Here is a 19,334-nt window from a genome sequence, read left to right on the forward strand (position 1 = left end):
CTCTTGCGGGCGGTGTAATCGCGCATAGCTGTCATCTGACAATGCAGATTTCCTGAGCCCGCACCTGATGCGGGCTTTTTTATGGACAGAATTCACTGGAACCACCGATGATGAACACCAAACCACAACTGATATTGCTGAAGGCGCAAGCCAGCTACCGGGGCGACCCCACCACCATTTTCCACCAGCTGTGCGGCGCCCGTCCGGCCACTCTGCTGCTGGAATCGGCGGAAATCAACAGCAAACAGAATCTGCAGAGCCTGCTGGTGATCGACAGCGCGCTGCGCATTACCGCACTGGGCCACACCGTCAGCGTGCAGGCACTGAGCGCCAACGGTGCGGCGCTGCTGCCGCTGCTGGACGAAGCGCTGCCGCCCGAGGTGCGCAATCAGGCGCGCCCCAACGGCCGCGAACTGAGCTTCCCGGCGATCGACGCGGTGCAAGACGAAGACGCCCGCCTGCGTTCACTGTCGGTGTTCGACGCGCTGCGCACGCTGCTGACCCTGGTGGACTCTCCGGCGGACGAGCGCGAAGCCGTGATGCTGGGCGGCCTGTTCGCCTACGATTTGGTCGCCGGTTTCGAAGACCTGCCGGCGCTGCGCCAGGATCAGCGCTGCCCGGACTTCTGCTTCTATCTGGCGGAAACCCTGCTGGTGCTGGATCACCAACGAGGCTCGGCCCGTCTGCAGGCCAGCGTCTTCAGTGAGCAGGCGAGTGAAGCGCAGCGTTTGCAGCAACGCCTGGAACAACTGCAGGCCGAATTGCAACAAACCCCGCAGCCGATCCCGCATCAAACGTTGGAGAACATGCAGCTAAGCTGCAACCAGAGCGACGAAGAGTACGGCGCGGTGGTCAGCGGGCTGCAGGAAGCCATCCGCCAGGGCGAGATTTTCCAGGTGGTGCCATCACGCCGCTTCTCCCTGCCGTGCCCGGCGCCGCTGGCGGCCTACCAGACCTTGAAAGACAACAACCCCAGCCCGTACATGTTCTTCATGCAGGATGATGACTTCACCCTGTTCGGCGCTTCGCCGGAGAGCGCGCTGAAATACGACGCGGGCAATCGCCAAATCGAAATCTACCCGATCGCCGGCACCCGCCCGCGCGGCCGGAGTAAGGACGGTTCGCTGGATCTGGATCTCGACAGCCGCATCGAGCTGGAAATGCGCACCGACCACAAAGAGCTGGCCGAGCACCTGATGCTGGTCGATCTGGCGCGCAACGATCTGGCGCGCATCTGCCAGGCAGGCAGCCGCTACGTCGCCGATCTGACCAAGGTGGATCGCTATTCGTTCGTCATGCACCTGGTTTCCCGGGTGGTGGGTACCCTGCGCGCCGATCTCGACGTGCTGCACGCCTACCAGGCTTGCATGAACATGGGCACCCTGAGCGGCGCGCCGAAGGTGCGGGCGATGCAGCTGATCGCCGCCTCCGAAGGCACGCGCCGCGGCAGCTACGGCGGCGCGGTAGGCTACTTCACCGCCACCGGCGATCTGGATACCTGCATCGTCATTCGCTCCGCCTACGTTGAAGACGGCATCGCCACCGTGCAGGCCGGCGCCGGCGTGGTGCTGGATTCCGTCCCGCAGGCGGAAGCCGACGAGACCCGCAACAAAGCCCGTGCCGTGCTGCGTGCCATCGCCACTGCGCACCATGCCAAGGAGGTGTTCTGATGGCCGATATTCTGCTGCTCGACAACGTCGATTCCTTTACCTACAACCTGGTCGATCAGCTGCGCGCCAGCGGCCACCAGGTGGTGATTTACCGTAACCAGATCGCCGCCGAGGTGATCATCGAACGCCTGGAGCACATGACCCAGCCGGTGCTGATGCTGTCGCCCGGCCCCGGCACCCCGTCCGAAGCGGGCTGCATGCCGGAACTGCTGCAGCGCCTGCGCGGGCGGCTGCCGATCATCGGCATCTGCCTCGGCCACCAGGCGATCGTCGAAGCCTACGGCGGCCAGGTCGGCCAGGCGGGCGAGATCCTGCACGGCAAGGCCTCGGCGATCGTTCACGATGGCGAAGGCATGTTCGCCGGCATGGCTAACCCGCTGCCGGTGGCGCGCTACCACTCGCTGGTCGGCAGCAATATCCCGGCCGATCTTACCGTCAACGCCCGTTTCGGCGAGATGGTGATGGCGGTGCGCGACGACCGTCGCCGCGTGTGCGGCTTCCAGTTCCACCCGGAATCGATTCTGACCACCCACGGCGCGCGCCTGCTTGAGCAGACCCTGGCCTGGGCGCTGGCGAAGTAATATAAGGAACACGACGATGCAACCTATTCTTGAGAAACTGTACCGCGCCGAGTCGATGAGCCAGCAGGAAAGCCAACAGCTGTTCAGCGCCATCGTGCGCGGCGAACTGGAGCCGAGCCAACTGGCGGCGGCGTTGATCAGCATGAAAGTCCGCGGCGAGCGCCCGGAAGAGATCGCCGGCGCCGCCAAAGCGCTGCTGGACGACGCTCAGCCGTTCCCGCGCCCTGACTACCCGTTCGCCGATATCGTCGGTACCGGCGGCGACGGCACCAACAGCATCAATATTTCCACCGCCAGCGCCTTTGTGGCGGCGGCCTGCGGCGCGAAGATCGCCAAACACGGCAACCGCAGCGTCTCCAGCCGTTCCGGCTCTTCGGATCTGCTGGCGGCATTCGGCATCCGCCTGGATCTGCCGGCGGAAGAAGCGCGCAAGGCGCTGGACGATCTCGGCGTGTGCTTCCTGTTCGCGCCGCAGTATCACACCGGTTTTCGTCACGCCATGCCGGTACGCCAGCAGCTGAAAACCCGCACGCTGTTCAACGTGCTGGGCCCGCTGATCAACCCGGCGCGTCCGCCGCTGGCGCTGATCGGCGTTTACAGCCCGGAACTGGTGCTGCCGATCGCCGAAACCCTGCGCGTGCTGGGCTATCAGCGTGCGGCGGTGGTTCACGGCGGCGGCATGGACGAGGTGGCGATCCACGCCCCGACGCACGTGGCGGAATTGAACAACGGCGAAATCAGCAGCTACCAGCTCACGCCGCAGTCCTTCGGATTGGAAACCTATCCGCTGGAAGCCTTGCTGGGCGGCACGCCGGAAGAAAACCGTGACATTTTGGCGCGGCTGTTACAAGGTAAAGGCGAGCCGGCGCACGCCGCGGCGGTCGCGGCCAACGTCGCGTTGCTTCTGAAGTTATTCGGACATGAAGACCTGCGCCAAAATGCGCGGCAGGCACTGGATATGATCAACAGCGGGCAGGCCTATGAGCGTGTCATCGCACTGGCGGCAAGAGGATAAATGATGCAGGAAACCGTGCTACACAAGATTGTCCGCGACAAAGCGCAATGGATCGCGGCGCGACAACAGCAACAGCCCCTGGCCGGCTTTCAGAACGACATCGTACCGAGCGAACGCAGCTTCTATCACGCGCTGCAGGGCACCCGTACGGCTTTCATTCTCGAATGCAAGAAGGCCTCGCCTTCCAAGGGACTGATTCGCGAGAACTTTGATCCGGTGGAGATCGCCACGGTGTATAAAGATTTCGCCTCGGCGATCTCGGTGCTGACCGACGAGAAATACTTTCAGGGCAGCTTCGATTTCCTGCCGCTGGTCAGTAAAACCGTCAGCCAACCGGTGTTGTGCAAAGACTTTATCATCGATCCGTATCAGATTTACCTGGCGCGCTACTATCAGGCTGACGCCATCCTGCTGATGCTGTCGGTGTTGACCGACGAGCAGTACCGCCAGCTGGCGGCGGTGGCTCACAGCCTGAATATGGGCGTGCTGACCGAAGTGATCAGCGAAGAAGAGCTGCAGCGCGCGATCGCGCTGGAAGCGCGCGTGGTCGGCATCAACAACCGCGATCTGCGCGATCTGAGCATCGATCTGAACCGCACCCGTCAGCTGGCGCCGCGCGTGCCGCACGGCGTGACGGTGATCAGCGAATCGGGCATCAACAACTACGGGCAGATCCGCGAGCTGAGCCATTACGCCAACGGTTTCCTGATCGGCAGCGCGCTGATGTCGGAACCCGATCTGCGCGCCGCCGTGCGCCGCGTGATCCTGGGCGACAACAAAGTGTGCGGCCTGACCCGTCCGCAAGACGCCGCCGCCGCCTATCAGGCCGGCGCCATCTACGGCGGGCTGATTTTCGTCGGCCGCTCGCCGCGCTATGTGGACATCACCCGCGCCCGCGAAGTGATCTCCGGCGCGCCGCTGAAGTACGTCGGCGTGTTCTGCGACGCCCAGGTCGATACCGTGGCGTTGACCGTTGAGCGCCTCGGTCTGCACGCGGTGCAATTGCACGGCGCAGAAGACCAGGCCTATATCAACGCCCTGCGCGCCCGCTTGCCGGCCGATTGCCGCATCTGGAAAGCGCTGAGCGTGAAAGATCGGGTGCCGGCGCGCGATCTGCAGCATGTCGACCGTTATCTGCTCGACAACGGCGCCGGCGGCACCGGCCAACGCTTCGACTGGTCGGTATTGCAAGGTGAAGATCTGACTAACGTGATGCTGGCGGGCGGCCTGCGCGCCGACAACTGCGTCGAGGCGGCCAAGCTCGGCTGCGCCGGGCTGGACTTCAACTCCGGCGTGGAAAGCGAACCGGGCATCAAAGATCCCGCGCGCCTGACCTCGGTCTTTCAGACCCTGCGCGCCTACTGAATACGGCTCAACATTAATAACGGATAATAACGGGAACTCTCATGACGCTGCTTAACCCCTACTTCGGCGAATTTGGTGGCCAATACGTGCCGCAAATTCTGATGCCGGCCCTGAAACAACTGGAAGAAGCCTTTGTCAGCGCCCAGCGCGATCCGGCATTCCAGGCGGAATTTATCGATCTGCTGAAGAACTACGCGGGCCGCCCGACGGCGCTGACGCTGTGTAAAAACCTCACCGCCGGCAGCAACACCAAGCTGTACCTGAAGCGTGAAGACCTGCTGCACGGCGGCGCGCACAAGACCAACCAGGTGCTGGGCCAGGCCTTGCTGGCCAAGCGCATGGGCAAAACCGAGATCATCGCGGAAACCGGCGCCGGCCAACACGGCGTCGCGTCGGCGCTCGCCTGCGCGCTGCTCGGCCTGAAATGCCGCATCTATATGGGCGCCAAAGACGTCGAGCGCCAGTCGCCTAACGTGTTCCGCATGCGGCTGATGGGCGCGGAAGTGATCCCGGTGCACAGCGGCTCCGCCACCCTGAAAGACGCCTGCAACGAAGCGCTGCGCGACTGGTCCGGCAGCTATGAAACCGCGCACTATATGCTCGGCACCGCCGCCGGCCCGCATCCGTACCCTACCATCGTGCGTGAATTCCAGCGCATGATCGGCGAAGAAACCAAAGCGCAGGTGCTGGAGCGCGAAGGCCGCCTGCCGGATGCGGTTATCGCCTGCGTCGGCGGCGGCTCCAACGCCATCGGCATGTTCGCTGATTTTATCGATGACGCCGACGTTGGGCTGATCGGCGTGGAACCTGCTGGCCTGGGCATCGAAACCGGCCAGCACGGCGCGCCGCTGAAGCACGGCCACGTCGGCATCTACTTCGGCATGAAAGCGCCGATGATGCAGACCGCCGAAGGCCAGATTGAAGAATCCTATTCAATTTCCGCCGGGCTGGACTTCCCGTCCGTCGGGCCGCAGCACGCCTACCTGAACAGCAGCGGCCGCGCCGAATATGTGTCGATCACCGACGACGAAGCGCTGGAAGCGTTCAAGGCGCTGTCGCGCCATGAAGGCATCATCCCGGCGCTGGAATCCTCACACGCCCTGGCGCACGCGCTGAAAATGATCCGTGAAACGCCGCAGAAAGAGCAGATCCTGGTGGTCAACCTGTCCGGCCGCGGCGACAAAGACATATTTACCGTTCACGACATTTTGAAAGCACGGGGAGAAATCTGATGGAACGTTATCAGCAACTGTTCACGCGTCTGGAAAGCAGCAAGGAAGGCGCCTTCGTCCCGTTCGTGACGCTGGGCGATCCTAATCCGGCGCTGTCGCTGCAGATTATCGACACCCTAATCGAAGCCGGCGCGGACGCGCTGGAGCTGGGCATCCCCTTCTCCGATCCGCTGGCGGATGGCCCCACCATCCAGAGCGCGACGCTGCGCGCCTTCGCCGCCGGCGTCACGCCGACCCAGTGCTTCGAGATGCTGGCGGCCATCCGCCAGAAGCACCCGACCATTCCCATCGGCCTGCTGATGTACGCCAACCTGGTGTTCCATAAAGGCATCGATGCGTTTTATCAACGCTGCGCCGAAGTGGGCGTGGACTCGGTACTGGTCGCCGACGTGCCGTTTGAAGAGTCTGCGCCGTTCCGCGCCGCCGCCGCGCGCCACGGCATCGCGCCGATCTTCATCTGCCCGCCGAACGCCGATGACGATCTGCTGCGTGAAATCGCGTCGCACGGCCGCGGCTACACCTATCTGCTGTCGCGTGCCGGCGTCACCGGCACCGAAAGCCGGGCGCAGCTGCCGTTGCATCACCTGGTGAACAAGCTGCGCGAGTACCACGCCGCGCCGCCGCTGCAGGGATTCGGCATCTCCGAACCCGAGCAGGTGAAGGCCGCGTTGCAGGCCGGGGCCGCCGGCGCGATCTCCGGCTCGGCAATCGTCAAAATCATCGAACAGCACCATGCCAACCCGGCGGAGATGCTGACCAAGCTGGCGGCCTTCGTCAGCAATATGAAGCGCGCCACCCGGGCGTGATCCTCTTCAGCGAGCGCCCTGCCGGCGCTCGCTTTAACAGCTTGTTTCCCCTCAAAGTTTGTTCCATTTATTTACAGCAAAAATTTGAACAAACCCAGGTCTTGTCTCACAATGAACTTTGTTCGCTATGCATTTCTTCGTTTGATTTGGGGAATGCGCCCGCTGCGGCGAAAAACCGTAGCGAATTTCAACCATAACATTGCATGGAGAGTAATTTATGAAGCTTTTTAAAACCCTTTCGGCCTTGTGCATGGCAGCCGTTGTGGCGGTCGCGGTGAGCGCTTGCGCGCCGACGGCAAAATCTGAGGGAACGGGTGGTTATATTGATGACACGGTGATCACCACCAAAGTGAAATCGGCACTGCTGGCGGATAAAAACATCAAGTCACGCGAAATCAGCGTGGAAACCTTTAAGGGACGCGTGCAGCTGAGCGGCTTCGTGACGTCCAGCGATGACGCCAACCGTGCGGTGCAGGTCACACGCGGCGTGGCCGGCGTGAAATCGGTTGAAAACGTAATGCAGATTAAATAATACCGACACAGGGAGGCGCAACGCCTCCCTGCTTGGAGCCTTCATCAGAAGCGGTACCCCGCCCCGAACATGAACACCCACGGATCCAAACGCGTGTCGAAGCTGTGGTGCCCGCCATTCGCATCGTTGAAGCGAGTTTTGGTTTCGATATTCATCCACCACACCGACATGTTCAGCATCCAGTGCTCATCCAGGTTGTAATCCAGGCCGGCCTGCGCCGCCACACCCCAGGAATCTTTCAGATCGAGATTGCTCAACCCGGCGCTTTTGCCGTAGTCGTTGAACTTCTCATCGAAGAAAGTGGTGTAGTTAACGCCGACGCCCAGGTAAGGACGCAGTTTGTCCTGCTTATCGCCGAAGTAGTATTGCGCCATCAGCGTAGGCGGCAACTGGTGAACGGTCGCCAGATCGGTGCCGCCCAGCGTCACCTTGTGGCGGAATGGCGTTGCGGCCAACAACTCAACGCCGATGTTGTCCGTCACCATATAACCGAAGGTCAGACCGAGCTGGGTGTTGTTTTTCGCATCCAGCGAACCCAACCCCAGCACGTTGTCCGAACCCGCATTTGGACGCACCGTCGCGGTGCCCGCGCGGAACAGGAAATCACCGGCCTGATGCGCACTTGCCAACATAGGCGCCATCATCGTCGCCAATACCATCAGAGTTGTCTTTTTCATTATCCATTCCATTTGTGTGGTTAATCGCTCGAGGGGGAATATACCTACTTTCGGGTATTTGTGATCCCATCGAGATCACATCTTATGTGTAAAAATTTAAAATCCCACTAAAAACAAGGTTACCTAACCGCCTAATAAATCAAGGATTGATCTGCATCAAAAAATCGATTTTGTTGCAAATTATCTACATGTTCAAATTTCGGTTGCGGAGAAAATTGCGGCTGAGGTAATTTCATTTTCCGTGTTGGTTTTGGTTGGTGCCGTGAGGAGTCGGCGGGCAATCAAGATGAGCGAAATCCTTAATCCCTGTGTCAGCTGCGGCGCATGCTGCGGTTATTTTCGAGTGTCATTCTATTGGGCCGAAGCCGAAGACGGCGGCGGCACCGTCCCTCTTTCCCTGACGGAGCCTTTGACCCCGTTCCTGCGCTGCATGCAGGGGACCAACAGCAAGTCCCCCCGCTGCAACGCGCTGGACGGCGAGATCGGCAAAGCCGTGTCCTGCTCGATCTACCTCAATCGGCCCAGCCCGTGCAGAGAGTTCGATCAGTCCGGTGAAAACGGCCTGCGCAACGAAGCCTGCGATCGCGCCCGGGAACGCTACGGCCTGCCGCCCTTGCCGGTGCCCCTGCCGCTGTCGCTGCCTGAGACGACGATCGTTGAAGAAATAGGCGTAGTGCAATTCGCGGGGTGCCACAGCAGCGTGGAACAGGGTACAATCACCCACTGATTTATCTCTGTTTTCCCGACGCCAAGGAGTCTGCATGTCTATCACGGCCAACGCTTTGTACCGTGACAGTTTTAACTTTTTACGCAACCAACTGGCCAGCATCCTGATGCTGGCGTTGTTGACGGCGTTTATCTCCGTGCTGCTGAATCAGGCCTTCAGCCCCGATGCCGAACAGTTGGCGACGCTCGCTGCCACCACCAGCGATTTCGCTTCGTCTACCGGTATGGGCATTCAGGAAGTGATCCAGCAGATGACGCCGGAACAGCAGATGGTGTTGCTGAAAGTGTCGGCGGCCGCCACCTTCTCCGCGCTGGTCGGTAACGTGCTGCTGGTCGGCGGGATGTTGACGCTGATTCGTCTGGTGTCGCAAGGGCAACGCACCAGCGCCCTGCGCGCGCTCGGCGCCTCGGCGCCCGACTTGCCGCGCCTGCTGCTGCTGCTGTTTATCTGCACCCTGCTGATCCAGCTTGGCCTGACGCTGTTTGTGGTGCCGGGCGTGCTGATGGCGATCGCCTTCGCACTGGCGCCGGTGATCGCCTCGGTCGACAAGAAAGGCGTGTTCGCTTCGCTCAAGCTGAGCAGCAAACTGGCCTTCGCCAATGCGCGCGTGATCGTGCCGGCGATGATGCTGTGGCTGGCGGCCAAACTGCTGGTGCTGTTTTTGGTGAGCCATCTGTCGGTGCTGACGCCGAACGTCGCCAGCGTGGTGTTGACCGCGTTGAGCAACCTGGTGTCTGCCCTGCTGCTGATCTACCTGTTCCGCCTGTATATGCTGCTGCGCGGCTAACGCCGGCGTCAGCGAAAATCAAGGGGCACGCTTCGGCGCGCCCCTTTTTTGTTTACCCCATCACGGCGGCTTCCGCCTGCTCCTTACTCTGAATCAGCTTCAGGGCCAGATACAGATCCGGCACCAAAATCAGCTCTTTGTCGCGCCCTAAGCGGTTGATGCGGAACCAACGCGTCAGTTCGGTGCGACGCCCCGCCAGCACCAGCCTAACGTTACGCTGTAACAGATCGCGTTTCAGTTCGTCGATGGCCGCCAACACGCTGATGTCGGCATGGGTAAAACTGGCCACCGCGTCCACCACCACCCAACGCGGCTGGAACGGCGTGCCGTCGACCAAATTGAGAATGCGGCGTTTGAAGTACGCCACGTTGAAATAGGTCAGCGGCGAATTGAAACGATACATCATGACGCCGGGTACCGCCTTCACCCCATTGTTGTTGCCCATGGAATGGATCATGCCTTCGTCGTTGACGCCCAGCAGCTGTTCCGTCGGCCGGAAGACGGTGCGCAGAAACTGCATCAACCCCAGCAACACCGCCAGCCCGATGCCGCTGATCACCCCCACCAGCAGCACGCTGAGGAAGGTAAACAGCGCCAGGCGGAACGCCTGCGCGTTGCGACGGCGCAAGATCCAGATGCCGCGAATGTCCAGCAGTGACCAGGCCGCATACATCAGCACCACCCCCAATCCCGCTACCGGAATAAACTGCAGCGGCGACATCAGGAACAGCAAGACGAAGGCGATTACCGCGGCGGCGATGATCGACACCAGCTGGCTCTTGCCGCCGTTGGCGTCATTCACCGCGGTGCGCGAGTCTGCGCCGCTGATGGCGAAACCTTGCGACAGCGCTGAGACGATATTCACCAGCCCCAGCGCGCGAAACTCGGCATCGGCGTTCACCTCATAACCGTTTTTGGCGGCAAAGCTGCGGGCGGTGAGCATCATGCTGACAAAGCTCACCACCGCCAGGTTGAGCGCCGGGATCACCATGTCGCGCAGCAGCCCCGGCTGAAAATCCGGCCACTGGACGATCGGCAACACGCCGCTGAAACCGCCCACCGTCACCACGCCATGCTGTTGCAGGCCGCCCGCCCAGGTCACGAACGCCGCCAGCACGATGGCGAACAGCGGTGCCGGCCAGTTTGGCCGCCATTTTTTAAATCCGAGCAGCGTCACCAGCGTCAACAACGACACCGCCATCGTCAGCCAGTCGCTGTGCAGCAGGTTGCCGGGCAGCGCGTAGATGCGCTCGATCAGCTGCGCCGGGCGCACCGTGAACCCCAACACCTTGCCGATCTGATCGACCATAATGGTGATCGCCACCCCGTTCAGCAACCCGCTGAGGATCGGCCGCGACAGCAGATCCGCCAGCGCCCCCAGCTTGAACCGGCTGGCCAGCAGGCACCAGCCGCCCATCATGGCGGTCATCATGATGGTCAGTTGCCAATGGCGCTCCATATTGCCCGCCGCCAGCGGCGTCACCACCGCGGCGATCACCGCACAGGTGGCGGCATCGGGCCCAACGATCAGCTGGCGTGACGATCCGAACAGCGCATAGGCCACCATCGGCAAAATACAGGAATAGAGCCCCACCACCGGGCTGACCCCGGCCAGCTCGGCATAGGCGATGGCCACCGGCAAGGCGACGGCGGCGACGGAAAGGCCGGCGCGAATATCCGGCTTGAGCCAACTGCGTTGATAGCCCAATAAATGCGTCAAACCCGGCGTCAGGGCCTGGAGAGATTTCCACTGCATGCTGTTTTCCGCGGTAAATTATCTGGTTATTATGCTACTTACTATGCGGCCTGCGGCACGCGCTGGCAATGCGCCCGCGCTTTCTCGCGTAAGTTTATGCAAATTCCTGCTTTCGCGGCAGAAATCCGCCGGCCAAACGCCGATAATCGGCAGCGCCCGGCGGTACACAGAGCTCGCCGAATCCGGTATAGTCGGCCGATGAACAGATGATGGATTGATTTATGAAGCAGTTTCTTGATTTCCTCCCGTTAATTGTCTTTTTCGCTTTTTACAAGCTGTACGATATTTACGTCGCTTCCGGCGCGTTGATCGTCGCTACCGCACTGGCGCTGGTGTTCACCTGGGTGAAATACCGCAAGGTCGAGAAGATGACGCTGATCACCTTCCTGATGGTGCTGGTGTTCGGTACCCTGACGCTGGTGTTCCACAACGATTTGTTCATCAAATGGAAGGTCACGGTGATTTACGCGCTGTTCGCGCTGGCGCTGCTGATCAGCCAATGGGTGCTCAAAAAACCGCTGGTTCAGCGCATGCTGGGCAAAGAGCTGACGCTGCCGGACAAAGTGTGGAGCAACCTTAACCTGGCTTGGGCGGTCTTTTTCCTGGCCTGCGGCCTGGCGAACATCTATGTCGCCTTCTGGCTGCCGCAAAGCGTCTGGGTCAATTTCAAAGTCTTTGGCCTGACGGTGCTGACGCTGGTCTTCACCCTCCTCAGCGGTATCTATATTTACCGGCACATGCCGGAAGAACAGAAAAAATAGTTACAAAATTGTTAATGCCTGCGGCGCTTGCCGCGGGCAGTATGATGTTATTCCCTCCCTTTAAAAGCAGACTGCTATGACACAACAACGACCTTTACCCAGCGGCGAGCTGGTGCTGCGCACGCTGGCGATGCCGGCCGATACCAATGCCAACGGCGATATCTTCGGCGGCTGGCTGATGTCGCAAATGGATATCGGCGGCGCCATCCAGGCAAAAGAGATCGCCGAAGGGCGCGTGGTAACCGTGCGCGTGGACGGCATGACCTTCCTGAAACCGGTGGCGGTAGGCGACGTGGTTTGCTGCTATGCGCACTGCATCCGTACCGGGCGCAGCTCGATCACCATCAATATCGAAGTGTGGGTCAAGAAAGTCTCCTCCGCCCCGATCGGCCAGCGCTACCGGGCGACCGAAGCGGTGTTCACCTATGTGGCGGTCGATGCGGAAGGCAACTCGCGCGCGCTGCCTGAGGGCAAAATGAATTTCCGCGTCGGCTTCGAAGAATAAACTGACGCTACGCCGCAAATGCAAAAAGGGTCGCCGAGGCGACCCTTTCTTTTTGTGTTGACCGAACTCAGTTCAATTCAGTCGTGCCGTTCAGCTTGAAGCGGATAGTGACGGTGCGATCTTTCGCTTCTTTGGCTTCATAGCGCCACTTGCGCATCGCCTGCTTCACTTCACGCTCAAACATGTTGCGCGGCTCGGCCGACAAGATACGCACGTTGCTCACGCGCCCGTCGCTGTCGATATCGAACTGTACCCGCACGTTGCCTTCGATCTGCAAAGCCTGGGCCCGCGGCGGATAGAGCGGATTGGCGCGGCTGATCGGCCTTGGCCCGACCTCGCGCGAGTTGCCCTGCACCGGCGCAGCAGGCGCCTGTTTCACCGGCGCTTTATCGATCGGCTTGGCCGGCGAATCGTTGTTGAACGGCGACGGCTCGCGCGGCTCGACCTTCTTCGGCTCCGGTTTGACCTGTTTTTCGACCTTCGGCTTCGGCTTAGGCTTCGGTTTCGGCTTGACCGGCTCCGGCTTCACGATCGCCTTCGGCGGCGGCTCCACGATAGGCTCCGGTTCTGGCTCCGGCTCAGGTTCGACCTGCGGCGGCTCCGGCTCGGCCGGCGCCGGCGGTGGCGGTTCGGCCATCGCGGCGGTGTTGACCATCATGACGCTGATCGGCGCGTCCTCTGGCTTCGGCAGCTCCACCACTTCTTTTACCGAAGCGTAAAGCAATCCCGCCACCAGGGCGCTGTGCAGGCCTACGGACAAGACGAAAGGCACGGATATACGGCGATTAAGGAACATCTTTTTTAGCGGCATAATGATTCTGTTTCCTCTGGTTCGCCAAGTTTAAATGCAAATAGCAATCATATTCAATAACGAAAGGCAAACTATCGCTTTAATCGTCAGTATGCGCGGCTAAAACCAGCAAACTCATAAGGATATTAACCTGGCCGTTGCTTTTTTATCGCCGGAACACCACGCTTCATTAACGTTTCGCCTGGCGTCAAAAAGTAAAAAACCCGCCGTAGCGGGTTGATTGCGGTGATTAAGCGTTATTCTTCATCGCCATAGTAAAGCACGCCCAGCTTGATCAGCGGCCGCCCTTGCGCCTTGCGGTGCAAGTTGGTGTCGCGCAGCGAATAGACGCAGCCGCAGTATTCCTGCTGATAGAAGCGTTCGCGCTTGCTGATCTCTATCATGCGCGACGAACCGCCCTTCTTGCGCCAGTTGTAATCCCAGTACACCAGGTCAGGATACTTTTCCGCCGCGCGAATGCCGCAGTCGGTGATCTGCTGCATGTTCTTCCAGCGCGAAATGCCGAGCGAGCTGGAGATGGTGTCGTAACCGTGCTCATGCGCATACAGCGCCGTGCGCTCGAAACGCATGTCGAAACACATGGTGCAACGAATGCCGCGCTCCGGCTCATTCTCCATCCCCTTGGCGCGGGCGAACCAGTTGTCGGTATCGTAATCGGCATCGATGATCGGCACCCCGTGCTGCTCGGCGAAGCGGATGTTCTCTTCCTTGCGCAGCAGATACTCTTTTTGCGGATGAATATTGGGGTTATAGAAGAAAATGGCGTACTCGATCCCGGAGGCCTGGATCGCTTCCATTACCTCGCCGGAACAGGGCGCGCAGCACGAATGCAGCAGCAGTTTGCTTTTGCCCGCCGGCAAATCGAGTTTTTCCCTTACCAGTTCCGTCATGTCCTCACCTCAATGGCATATCAGTTTAAGCGCGCCGCACTATACGAATAAAAAGTAGCGGCTTCAAGGCATAAGCGCCAATCCGCCGGGAAATTTGCCCTACGCCGTTCCCCTGCCGCGCCTTTTGCGCTACCTTGGTAGCACCGTTTTATAGCCATGATTTTAAAGGTGAAACATGCTTTATCTGATCTACGCGCAAGACGTCCCCAACTCGCTGGAAAATCGTCTGGCGGTGCGTCCGGCACACCTGGCGCGCCTGCAGGCGCTGCGCGACGCCGGTCGCCTGGTGGTCGCCGGCCCTAACCCGGCCATCGACAGCAACGATCCCGGCGCCGCCGGCTTTACCGGTTCGACGGTGATCGCCGAATTCGAGTCGCTGGCGCAAGCCCAGGCCTGGGCGCAACAGGATCCCTATATCGCCGCCGGTGTGTATGCCGACGTGACAGTGAAACCGTTCAAACAGGTGTTCTGATCTCCAGCCCTCCCAATACCGGGAACGCCCGTTTGCGCGCCGTTCCCGGATCAATGCGTGCTCTCACCCTAACCCGTCGGTAGAAAAAATGCTCTCCTTCAGGAGGCGTCGCGTCGCCCGCCTATACTCTCCTGAACCCGCGGCATCGCCGCGAAGCCGGGAGATAGACCGATGCGACTCGACGTACACGCTCACCTGTGGAGCACAGAGTATCTGGATCTTTTGCAAGCGCATGGCGTGCACGACGTCGCCGCCTATCGGCAACTGGGCGCCGGCCGCACCGAGCGCGAACTCGACGCCCGCTTCGCCCTGCTGGACAGCTCCGGCATCGACATGCAAATCCTGTCGGCGACGCCGCTGTCGCCGCATCTGGAAGACGAACAGGCGGCCGTTGATGCCGCGCGCCGGATCAATGATGAATATGCGGAACTGGTAGCGCGTTATCCCACCCGCTTTCGGGCTATCGCTTCTTTGCCGCTGCCGCATATCGACGCGGCGTTGCTCGAGCTTGAAAGGGCCTTTACCCAGCTCAATATGCTGGGCGCCTGCATCACCACCTCGGTGCTCGGGCTGTCTATTGCCAACCCGCTGTTCGAGCCGCTCTATCAGGAACTCAATCGCCGCCACAGCGTGCTGGCCATTCATCCCGCCGGCCGCGGCGCGCATTCGCCGCTGATCGCCGATTACGCTTTGACCTGGTCGATTGGCGCGCCGATCGAAGATACGGTCGCCGCCATGCACTTTATTCTCCACGGCATCCCCCAACGCTTTCCGGAGATGAAAATCATTGTGCCGCACCTGGGCGGCCTGCTGCCGATGACGCTGGAGCGTCTCGACCAAACCGTCGCGTGGGAAGCGCCGCATACGCCGGAACCGCCGAGCCGCGCCGCTCTGCGCATGTGGTACGACACGGTAGGCCACGATCAGGTGCCCGCGTTGCAAGCGGCGGCGGCGACCTTCGGCGCAGAGCGGCTGCTGTTCGGCACCGATTTCCCGTTCCAGCCGGGCGACCTGTTTCAAACCACGGTGGACTACATCCGCCGTGCGGGTTTGCCGGAGGCAGACGTGAACGCCATTTTGGATCGCAATGCGGCGGCGGTGTTTGGGCTATAGGATGTGAGGCGGCCCTCCCAGGTTTGGCCGCGCTTACTGCGCGATGCGTTCACCGGTCTGAAAATACTCGCCGATGACTTTCTCCAGCATCGTCGTCGCAGGCTCGCCGTCGGCGGCGAAAGAGCGCAGCAGCTGCAGCTCATACGGCGCGACCGGTGGCAACTCTTCGAGTATCCGCATCGCGCCAGAGAGCCGCGCCCGATCGAGCAACGTGACGGCTAACCCCGCCTCTACGCAAGAGGCCACCACGCTGGCCGAGGGACTGCTTAAAATGACCCGCCATGGCCGCCCCGCGGCCGTCAACGCCTCGAGCATCGCTTCGCGATAAGGGCAGTCGGCGGCATGCAACGCCAGCGGCAACGGCCGGTTAGCCTGCAGCGCCAGCGAACGGCCTCCGGCCCACACCGGCGCAGTCACCGCAAGCGGTGTCTGGCACTGTCTCCCCGAGGGTTGAACCACCAGCGCAAGATGCAGCCGATTACGGCCAATTTGTTCCGCCAGCGCCTGGCTGGCGGCGGTAGAGACCTCCAGCTCCACTGCGGGAAAACTGTCGGCAAACCGCGGCAAAATATGGCGTATCACATGAGAAGCGTACTCATCGGGCAATCCCAATTTGATATGGCCGCTCAGCGGCGCGCCCTGCAGCTCCCGCAAAATATCGTCATGGGCGTTCAGCAGCCCGAGCGTCGAGGCCAGCAGCCTGTTTCCCAGCGGCGTCAGCGCCACGGACTGATTGTCACGCTCCAGCAGGCGCCCGCCCGCCAGCTGTTCCAGGCGCTGGATATGCACGCTCACGGCGGCGGGGCTGCGATTGACAAATGCCGCCGCCGCGCGAAATTGCCCCAAACGCGCAATGGCGTGAAAAGTGCGCAAGAGATCGATATCCAATGTCGGCCGCATGATTTAACTCCATTAAATAACTAAACAAAAATTATTCGATTTATTAAATTATAGCCACTCACTACCATCGGGCGGAAAAGGAGGTGACCACCATGTCCCTGCCACAATTCCGCCCCTCTTCCCACTGCGGCAAAGCCGCCCTCTGGCTGGCTGCGGCCGAGGTTCTGCTGATCGTGGCCTGGAGCTCCGGTTTCGTCGGCATCCGCTTCGCCGCCGATTACGCGCCGGTGTTGCTGGTGGCGTTCTGGCGCTGCGTGGTGGTCGCGTTCGCGCTGCTGCCATTTAGCCTGAGCGCCATAAGGCGCGCATCTCCGCTGACGGTAGCTGTTCACGCCGGGATCGGGTTGCTCGCCATGACCGGTTACCTGACCGGCGTCAGCAAAGGCATTGAATATGGCGTGCCGGCCGGGCTGGCCGCGCTCATCGCCGATTTGCTCCCTCTCGGCACGGCGCTGCTGAGCATGCTGGTGCAACGTCGCCTGCCCGATGGCCGCGTCTGGTTCGGGTTAACATTGGGGGTTAGCGGGGTAACGTTAGCGACCGGCAGCGCCATCTCATGGGGAAACGCCCCAATGTGGAGCTACTTGTTGCCGCTGGCGGGGATGCTGTCGCTGGCGCTGGCGACGCTGTGGCAGCAAAGGCTGCCGCAGACGCAGGCAATGAGTTTGCCGGCCGCGCTGGGGATACAAAGCGCGGTTTCAGCACTGGCTTTCGCCGCGATGGCCGGCGCTGAAGGCCCGTTGCTGCCAACCATGACGACGGGTTTTGTGATCGGCGTGCTTTGGACCGCGCTGCTGGCGACGCTGGGCGGCTACGGGCTGTACTGGTTTTGTCTAAGGCTCACCTCTGCGCTGCGCGTGACGAGCCTGCTGTTTCTCAGTCCCTTCGTCACTTTCTGCTGGGCATGGTTAATGTTCGATGAGCCCCTTTCCTGGCCGATGCTGCTGGGCGCGGCGGCCGCAGGAAGCGGTTTGTGGTTGCTAATCCGTCCCGCCGCGGGGATGAGCCGTAAACGGCGCAACGCGCTGAAAAATGACGGGTAAAGCGAACGGCGCCGCCGCTACGCGATGAGTTTTCCCCGCACCACCACCTTGCCCGGCTTGATATCGGGGTCGGCAATGCGCCGGATCGCCAGATTCAACGCTTGCCAGGCGATCTCTTGCAAATCATGCGACACGCAGGGGAAATGAAAACCGTAGATCTCAGCATGTGAAACCTCATCGATGCTGAACAGCGACACGTCCTGCATCAACGGCAGCCGGTGTTCAATGCAGGCCTTGATAATGCCCAGGGAGATCTGGTTATTGCAGCCGACGAAAAAGTCCGGTGCGCGGTTATTGGCCAACCAACGGCTCGTCTCTTGCCAGGCGACATCCATAAAGAAATCGGCATACAGCACTTCAAGCGACGCCACCTTGCCTTGTAATGCCGCTTGCAAGCCAGTGACCCTGTCACGTGCCACGTTGGAGTTTTCCGGCCCGGAGACCACCACCACCCGCTGCGCCTTCTGTTCCAGCAGCCAGCGCCCCGCCTGGAGGCCGCAGTCCAGGTTATCGATATACACCCCGCTGCAGTGGCGATTGTCCAGCTCCCGGTCGATCAAAACCACCGGAATATTCAAGGTTTCCAACCGTTTTAGGTAGGAAGGCTGGTACAGATGATCGTTGGAAATGACCGAGAGAATGATCGCATCGACGTTGTAGCCAATCAGTTTGTCGATGATTCTGTCTTCGCTTTCCTGAGACTCATAGGAGTCGAACACCAGGGTGTCGTATCCCATTTTTTGCGCTTCAAGCGTCATCAGCCGCGTCAGACCGCCAAAGAACGGGTTGGCCATATCAGGGTTGACGATACCGATGGTTCTGCTGCTTTTCGCCCGCAGGTTGCGCGCTGCGGCATTGACCACATAACCGAGTTCGGCTGCGGTCTCCCGAATGCGGCGCAGCGTTTCCGGATGAACTTTGTCCGGCTGTGAAAATGCCCGCGACGCGGTGATTTTACTGACGTTTGCCTGTGCGGCGACGCTAGCCAGCGTCGCTTTCCGTCCTCGACCCACTGCCAAATGCAGCTCCTTAGCTTTGAGTATCATTTTGTACCATTAACAACATCATGACAGAACTTTCATCGTGGCGCTAATGATTTACGCCCGCCAGGCGGTTAATCCGGGGATCGGTAAAGATATCCAGCTCGTCACGGCTCTCGGAAGAGAACTCGGACACCACCGCCCCCCGCTTTCCAGCCTGAAACCAGTGCCGGGTATTGGGCGCGATGGTGTATTGCTCGCCCGGCCGCAAGAGGATATAGCGATTGCAGGTATACCAAGGCTCCGCGCCCTCTGGTACCCGGCATACCGGTTCGCCGCCGGCGTCATTAAGCGTCAGGTTTTCATCATCGACAAACAGAAACACCTCGCCCCAACGGCAGCGAAACGTCTCTTGCTTGCCCGGCGTGCCGGCGAAAGGAGGATGCAAATGTTCCGGGCAAGTCTGCTCTGGAAACAGCACCAACTCTTTCGCACAATAGCGAGGCGAGTTGACATAGGTCAGCAGCTGCAGCCCTGAGGCGGGATAGTCGGCCAGGCCAAATGTCGCAATTTCAATACGTTGCTGTTCTTCTTCGGTCAGAATAATGTCCGCCTTGCGCAAATATTCCAGCGTAGCGGCTATGGCGGTTTGTCGTTTGTTCATCATTTCCCCTGCAAAGTAACGGTATCGATATCAACACGCTGATATTA

The 19,334-nt window shown here is 60.5% G+C and carries 19 protein-coding genes, 1 pseudogene and 1 other annotated feature (1 of these 21 cut by a window edge); of the genes and pseudogenes, 13 read left to right on the plus strand and 7 right to left on the minus strand.

The window, feature by feature from the left end:
• Positions 1-83, plus strand: a sequence feature (Trp leader region); it begins 21 nt to the left of the window's first position.
• Positions 84-107: 24 nt separating this feature from the next.
• From ACK3CV_RS13965 to ACK3CV_RS13990, 6 genes and pseudogenes are all read left to right on the plus strand, one after another.
• The gene (locus tag ACK3CV_RS13965) at positions 108-1,670 is read left to right on the plus strand and encodes an anthranilate synthase component 1 (RefSeq protein ID WP_489009868.1); all 1,563 of its coding nucleotides are present in this window, start codon (positions 108-110) and stop codon (positions 1,668-1,670) included.
• Positions 1,670-3,266: pseudogene (gene trpD, locus ACK3CV_RS13970) on the plus strand (bifunctional anthranilate synthase glutamate amidotransferase component TrpG/anthranilate phosphoribosyltransferase TrpD). The gene ACK3CV_RS13965 and the pseudogene trpD overlap by 1 nt, the downstream one beginning before the upstream one ends.
• Before the next feature lie 3 nt (positions 3,267-3,269).
• A complete protein-coding gene (trpCF, locus tag ACK3CV_RS13975; RefSeq protein ID WP_164039045.1) occupies positions 3,270-4,631 on the plus strand; it encodes a bifunctional indole-3-glycerol-phosphate synthase TrpC/phosphoribosylanthranilate isomerase TrpF in 1,362 nt (453 codons plus the stop codon).
• A 41-nt stretch (positions 4,632-4,672) separates the two neighbouring features.
• Positions 4,673-5,863: a tryptophan synthase subunit beta gene (gene trpB / locus ACK3CV_RS13980; RefSeq protein ID WP_164141586.1), complete on the plus strand. Its 1,191-nt coding sequence runs from the start codon at positions 4,673-4,675 to the stop codon at positions 5,861-5,863.
• The gene (gene trpA / locus ACK3CV_RS13985) at positions 5,863-6,669 is read left to right on the plus strand and encodes a tryptophan synthase subunit alpha (protein ID WP_033634763.1); all 807 of its coding nucleotides are present in this window, start codon (positions 5,863-5,865) and stop codon (positions 6,667-6,669) included. Before trpB ends, trpA begins: the two co-directional genes overlap by 1 nt.
• Before the next feature lie 217 nt (positions 6,670-6,886).
• Positions 6,887-7,201: a BON domain-containing protein gene (locus tag ACK3CV_RS13990; protein ID WP_033634764.1), complete on the plus strand. Its 315-nt coding sequence runs from the start codon at positions 6,887-6,889 to the stop codon at positions 7,199-7,201.
• Positions 7,202-7,245: 44 nt separating this feature from the next.
• Here the strand turns inward: ACK3CV_RS13990 and ompW are convergent, their stop codons facing one another.
• Positions 7,246-7,878 carry an outer membrane protein OmpW gene (gene ompW, locus ACK3CV_RS13995; protein ID WP_004932076.1) on the minus strand — a complete coding sequence of 211 codons (633 nt, stop codon included), beginning with the start codon at positions 7,876-7,878 and terminating at the stop codon, positions 7,246-7,248.
• A gap of 286 nt (positions 7,879-8,164) precedes the next feature.
• Between ompW and ACK3CV_RS14000 the strand changes: the two genes are divergently transcribed.
• Both ACK3CV_RS14000 and ACK3CV_RS14005 read left to right on the plus strand, forming a co-directional pair.
• Positions 8,165-8,605: a YkgJ family cysteine cluster protein gene (locus tag ACK3CV_RS14000; protein ID WP_164141588.1), complete on the plus strand. Its 441-nt coding sequence runs from the start codon at positions 8,165-8,167 to the stop codon at positions 8,603-8,605.
• A gap of 34 nt (positions 8,606-8,639) precedes the next feature.
• Positions 8,640-9,392, plus strand: coding sequence for a YciC family protein (locus ACK3CV_RS14005; RefSeq protein ID WP_033647584.1), 753 nt, complete (start codon positions 8,640-8,642; stop codon positions 9,390-9,392).
• A gap of 52 nt (positions 9,393-9,444) precedes the next feature.
• Here the strand turns inward: ACK3CV_RS14005 and ACK3CV_RS14010 are convergent, their stop codons facing one another.
• The gene (locus ACK3CV_RS14010; RefSeq protein WP_033634768.1) at positions 9,445-11,148 is read right to left on the minus strand and encodes a SulP family inorganic anion transporter; all 1,704 of its coding nucleotides are present in this window, start codon (positions 11,146-11,148) and stop codon (positions 9,445-9,447) included.
• Positions 11,149-11,369: 221 nt separating this feature from the next.
• On the opposite strand from ACK3CV_RS14010, the gene ACK3CV_RS14015 reads away from it, so the two are divergent.
• Positions 11,370-11,909 carry a septation protein A gene (locus ACK3CV_RS14015; RefSeq protein ID WP_004932082.1) on the plus strand — a complete coding sequence of 180 codons (540 nt, stop codon included), beginning with the start codon at positions 11,370-11,372 and terminating at the stop codon, positions 11,907-11,909.
• 76 nt (positions 11,910-11,985) lie between these two features.
• Positions 11,986-12,414: an acyl-CoA thioester hydrolase YciA gene (gene yciA, locus ACK3CV_RS14020; protein ID WP_004932085.1), complete on the plus strand. Its 429-nt coding sequence runs from the start codon at positions 11,986-11,988 to the stop codon at positions 12,412-12,414.
• 67 nt (positions 12,415-12,481) lie between these two features.
• Here the strand turns inward: yciA and tonB are convergent, their stop codons facing one another.
• Complete coding sequence (gene tonB, locus ACK3CV_RS14025; RefSeq protein WP_016927510.1) at positions 12,482-13,225, minus strand: TonB system transport protein TonB; 744 nt, start codon at positions 13,223-13,225, stop codon at positions 12,482-12,484.
• Positions 13,226-13,461: 236 nt separating this feature from the next.
• Positions 13,462-14,115, minus strand: a complete 654-nt coding sequence (locus ACK3CV_RS14030) for an epoxyqueuosine reductase QueH (RefSeq protein ID WP_025303057.1) — start codon at positions 14,113-14,115, stop codon at positions 13,462-13,464.
• A 175-nt stretch (positions 14,116-14,290) separates the two neighbouring features.
• Here ACK3CV_RS14030 and ACK3CV_RS14035 point away from each other — a divergent pair, with 175 nt between their 5' ends.
• A complete protein-coding gene (locus ACK3CV_RS14035; RefSeq protein ID WP_033634770.1) occupies positions 14,291-14,587 on the plus strand; it encodes a YciI family protein in 297 nt (98 codons plus the stop codon).
• Between the two features lie 171 nt (positions 14,588-14,758).
• Entirely contained in the window at positions 14,759-15,700 is a 942-nt protein-coding gene (locus tag ACK3CV_RS14040) for an amidohydrolase family protein (protein WP_164141590.1), read from the plus strand.
• A 33-nt stretch (positions 15,701-15,733) separates the two neighbouring features.
• On the opposite strand, the gene ACK3CV_RS14045 is transcribed toward ACK3CV_RS14040, so the two are convergent.
• Complete coding sequence (locus ACK3CV_RS14045) at positions 15,734-16,600, minus strand: LysR substrate-binding domain-containing protein (protein ID WP_164141591.1); 867 nt, start codon at positions 16,598-16,600, stop codon at positions 15,734-15,736.
• A 92-nt stretch (positions 16,601-16,692) separates the two neighbouring features.
• On the opposite strand from ACK3CV_RS14045, the gene ACK3CV_RS14050 reads away from it, so the two are divergent.
• Complete coding sequence (locus ACK3CV_RS14050) at positions 16,693-17,643, plus strand: DMT family transporter (RefSeq protein ID WP_052475419.1); 951 nt, start codon at positions 16,693-16,695, stop codon at positions 17,641-17,643.
• A 17-nt stretch (positions 17,644-17,660) separates the two neighbouring features.
• Here the strand turns inward: ACK3CV_RS14050 and ACK3CV_RS14055 are convergent, their stop codons facing one another.
• Positions 17,661-18,662 carry a LacI family DNA-binding transcriptional regulator gene (locus ACK3CV_RS14055; protein WP_039565832.1) on the minus strand — a complete coding sequence of 334 codons (1,002 nt, stop codon included), beginning with the start codon at positions 18,660-18,662 and terminating at the stop codon, positions 17,661-17,663.
• 70 nt (positions 18,663-18,732) lie between these two features.
• On the minus strand, positions 18,733-19,287 hold the full coding sequence (locus ACK3CV_RS14060) for a D-lyxose/D-mannose family sugar isomerase (RefSeq protein ID WP_060706585.1): 555 nt from the start codon (positions 19,285-19,287) through the stop codon (positions 18,733-18,735).
• Positions 19,288-19,334 lie beyond the last annotated feature (47 nt).

This window comes from Serratia sp. TSO36, from assembly GCF_057808395.1.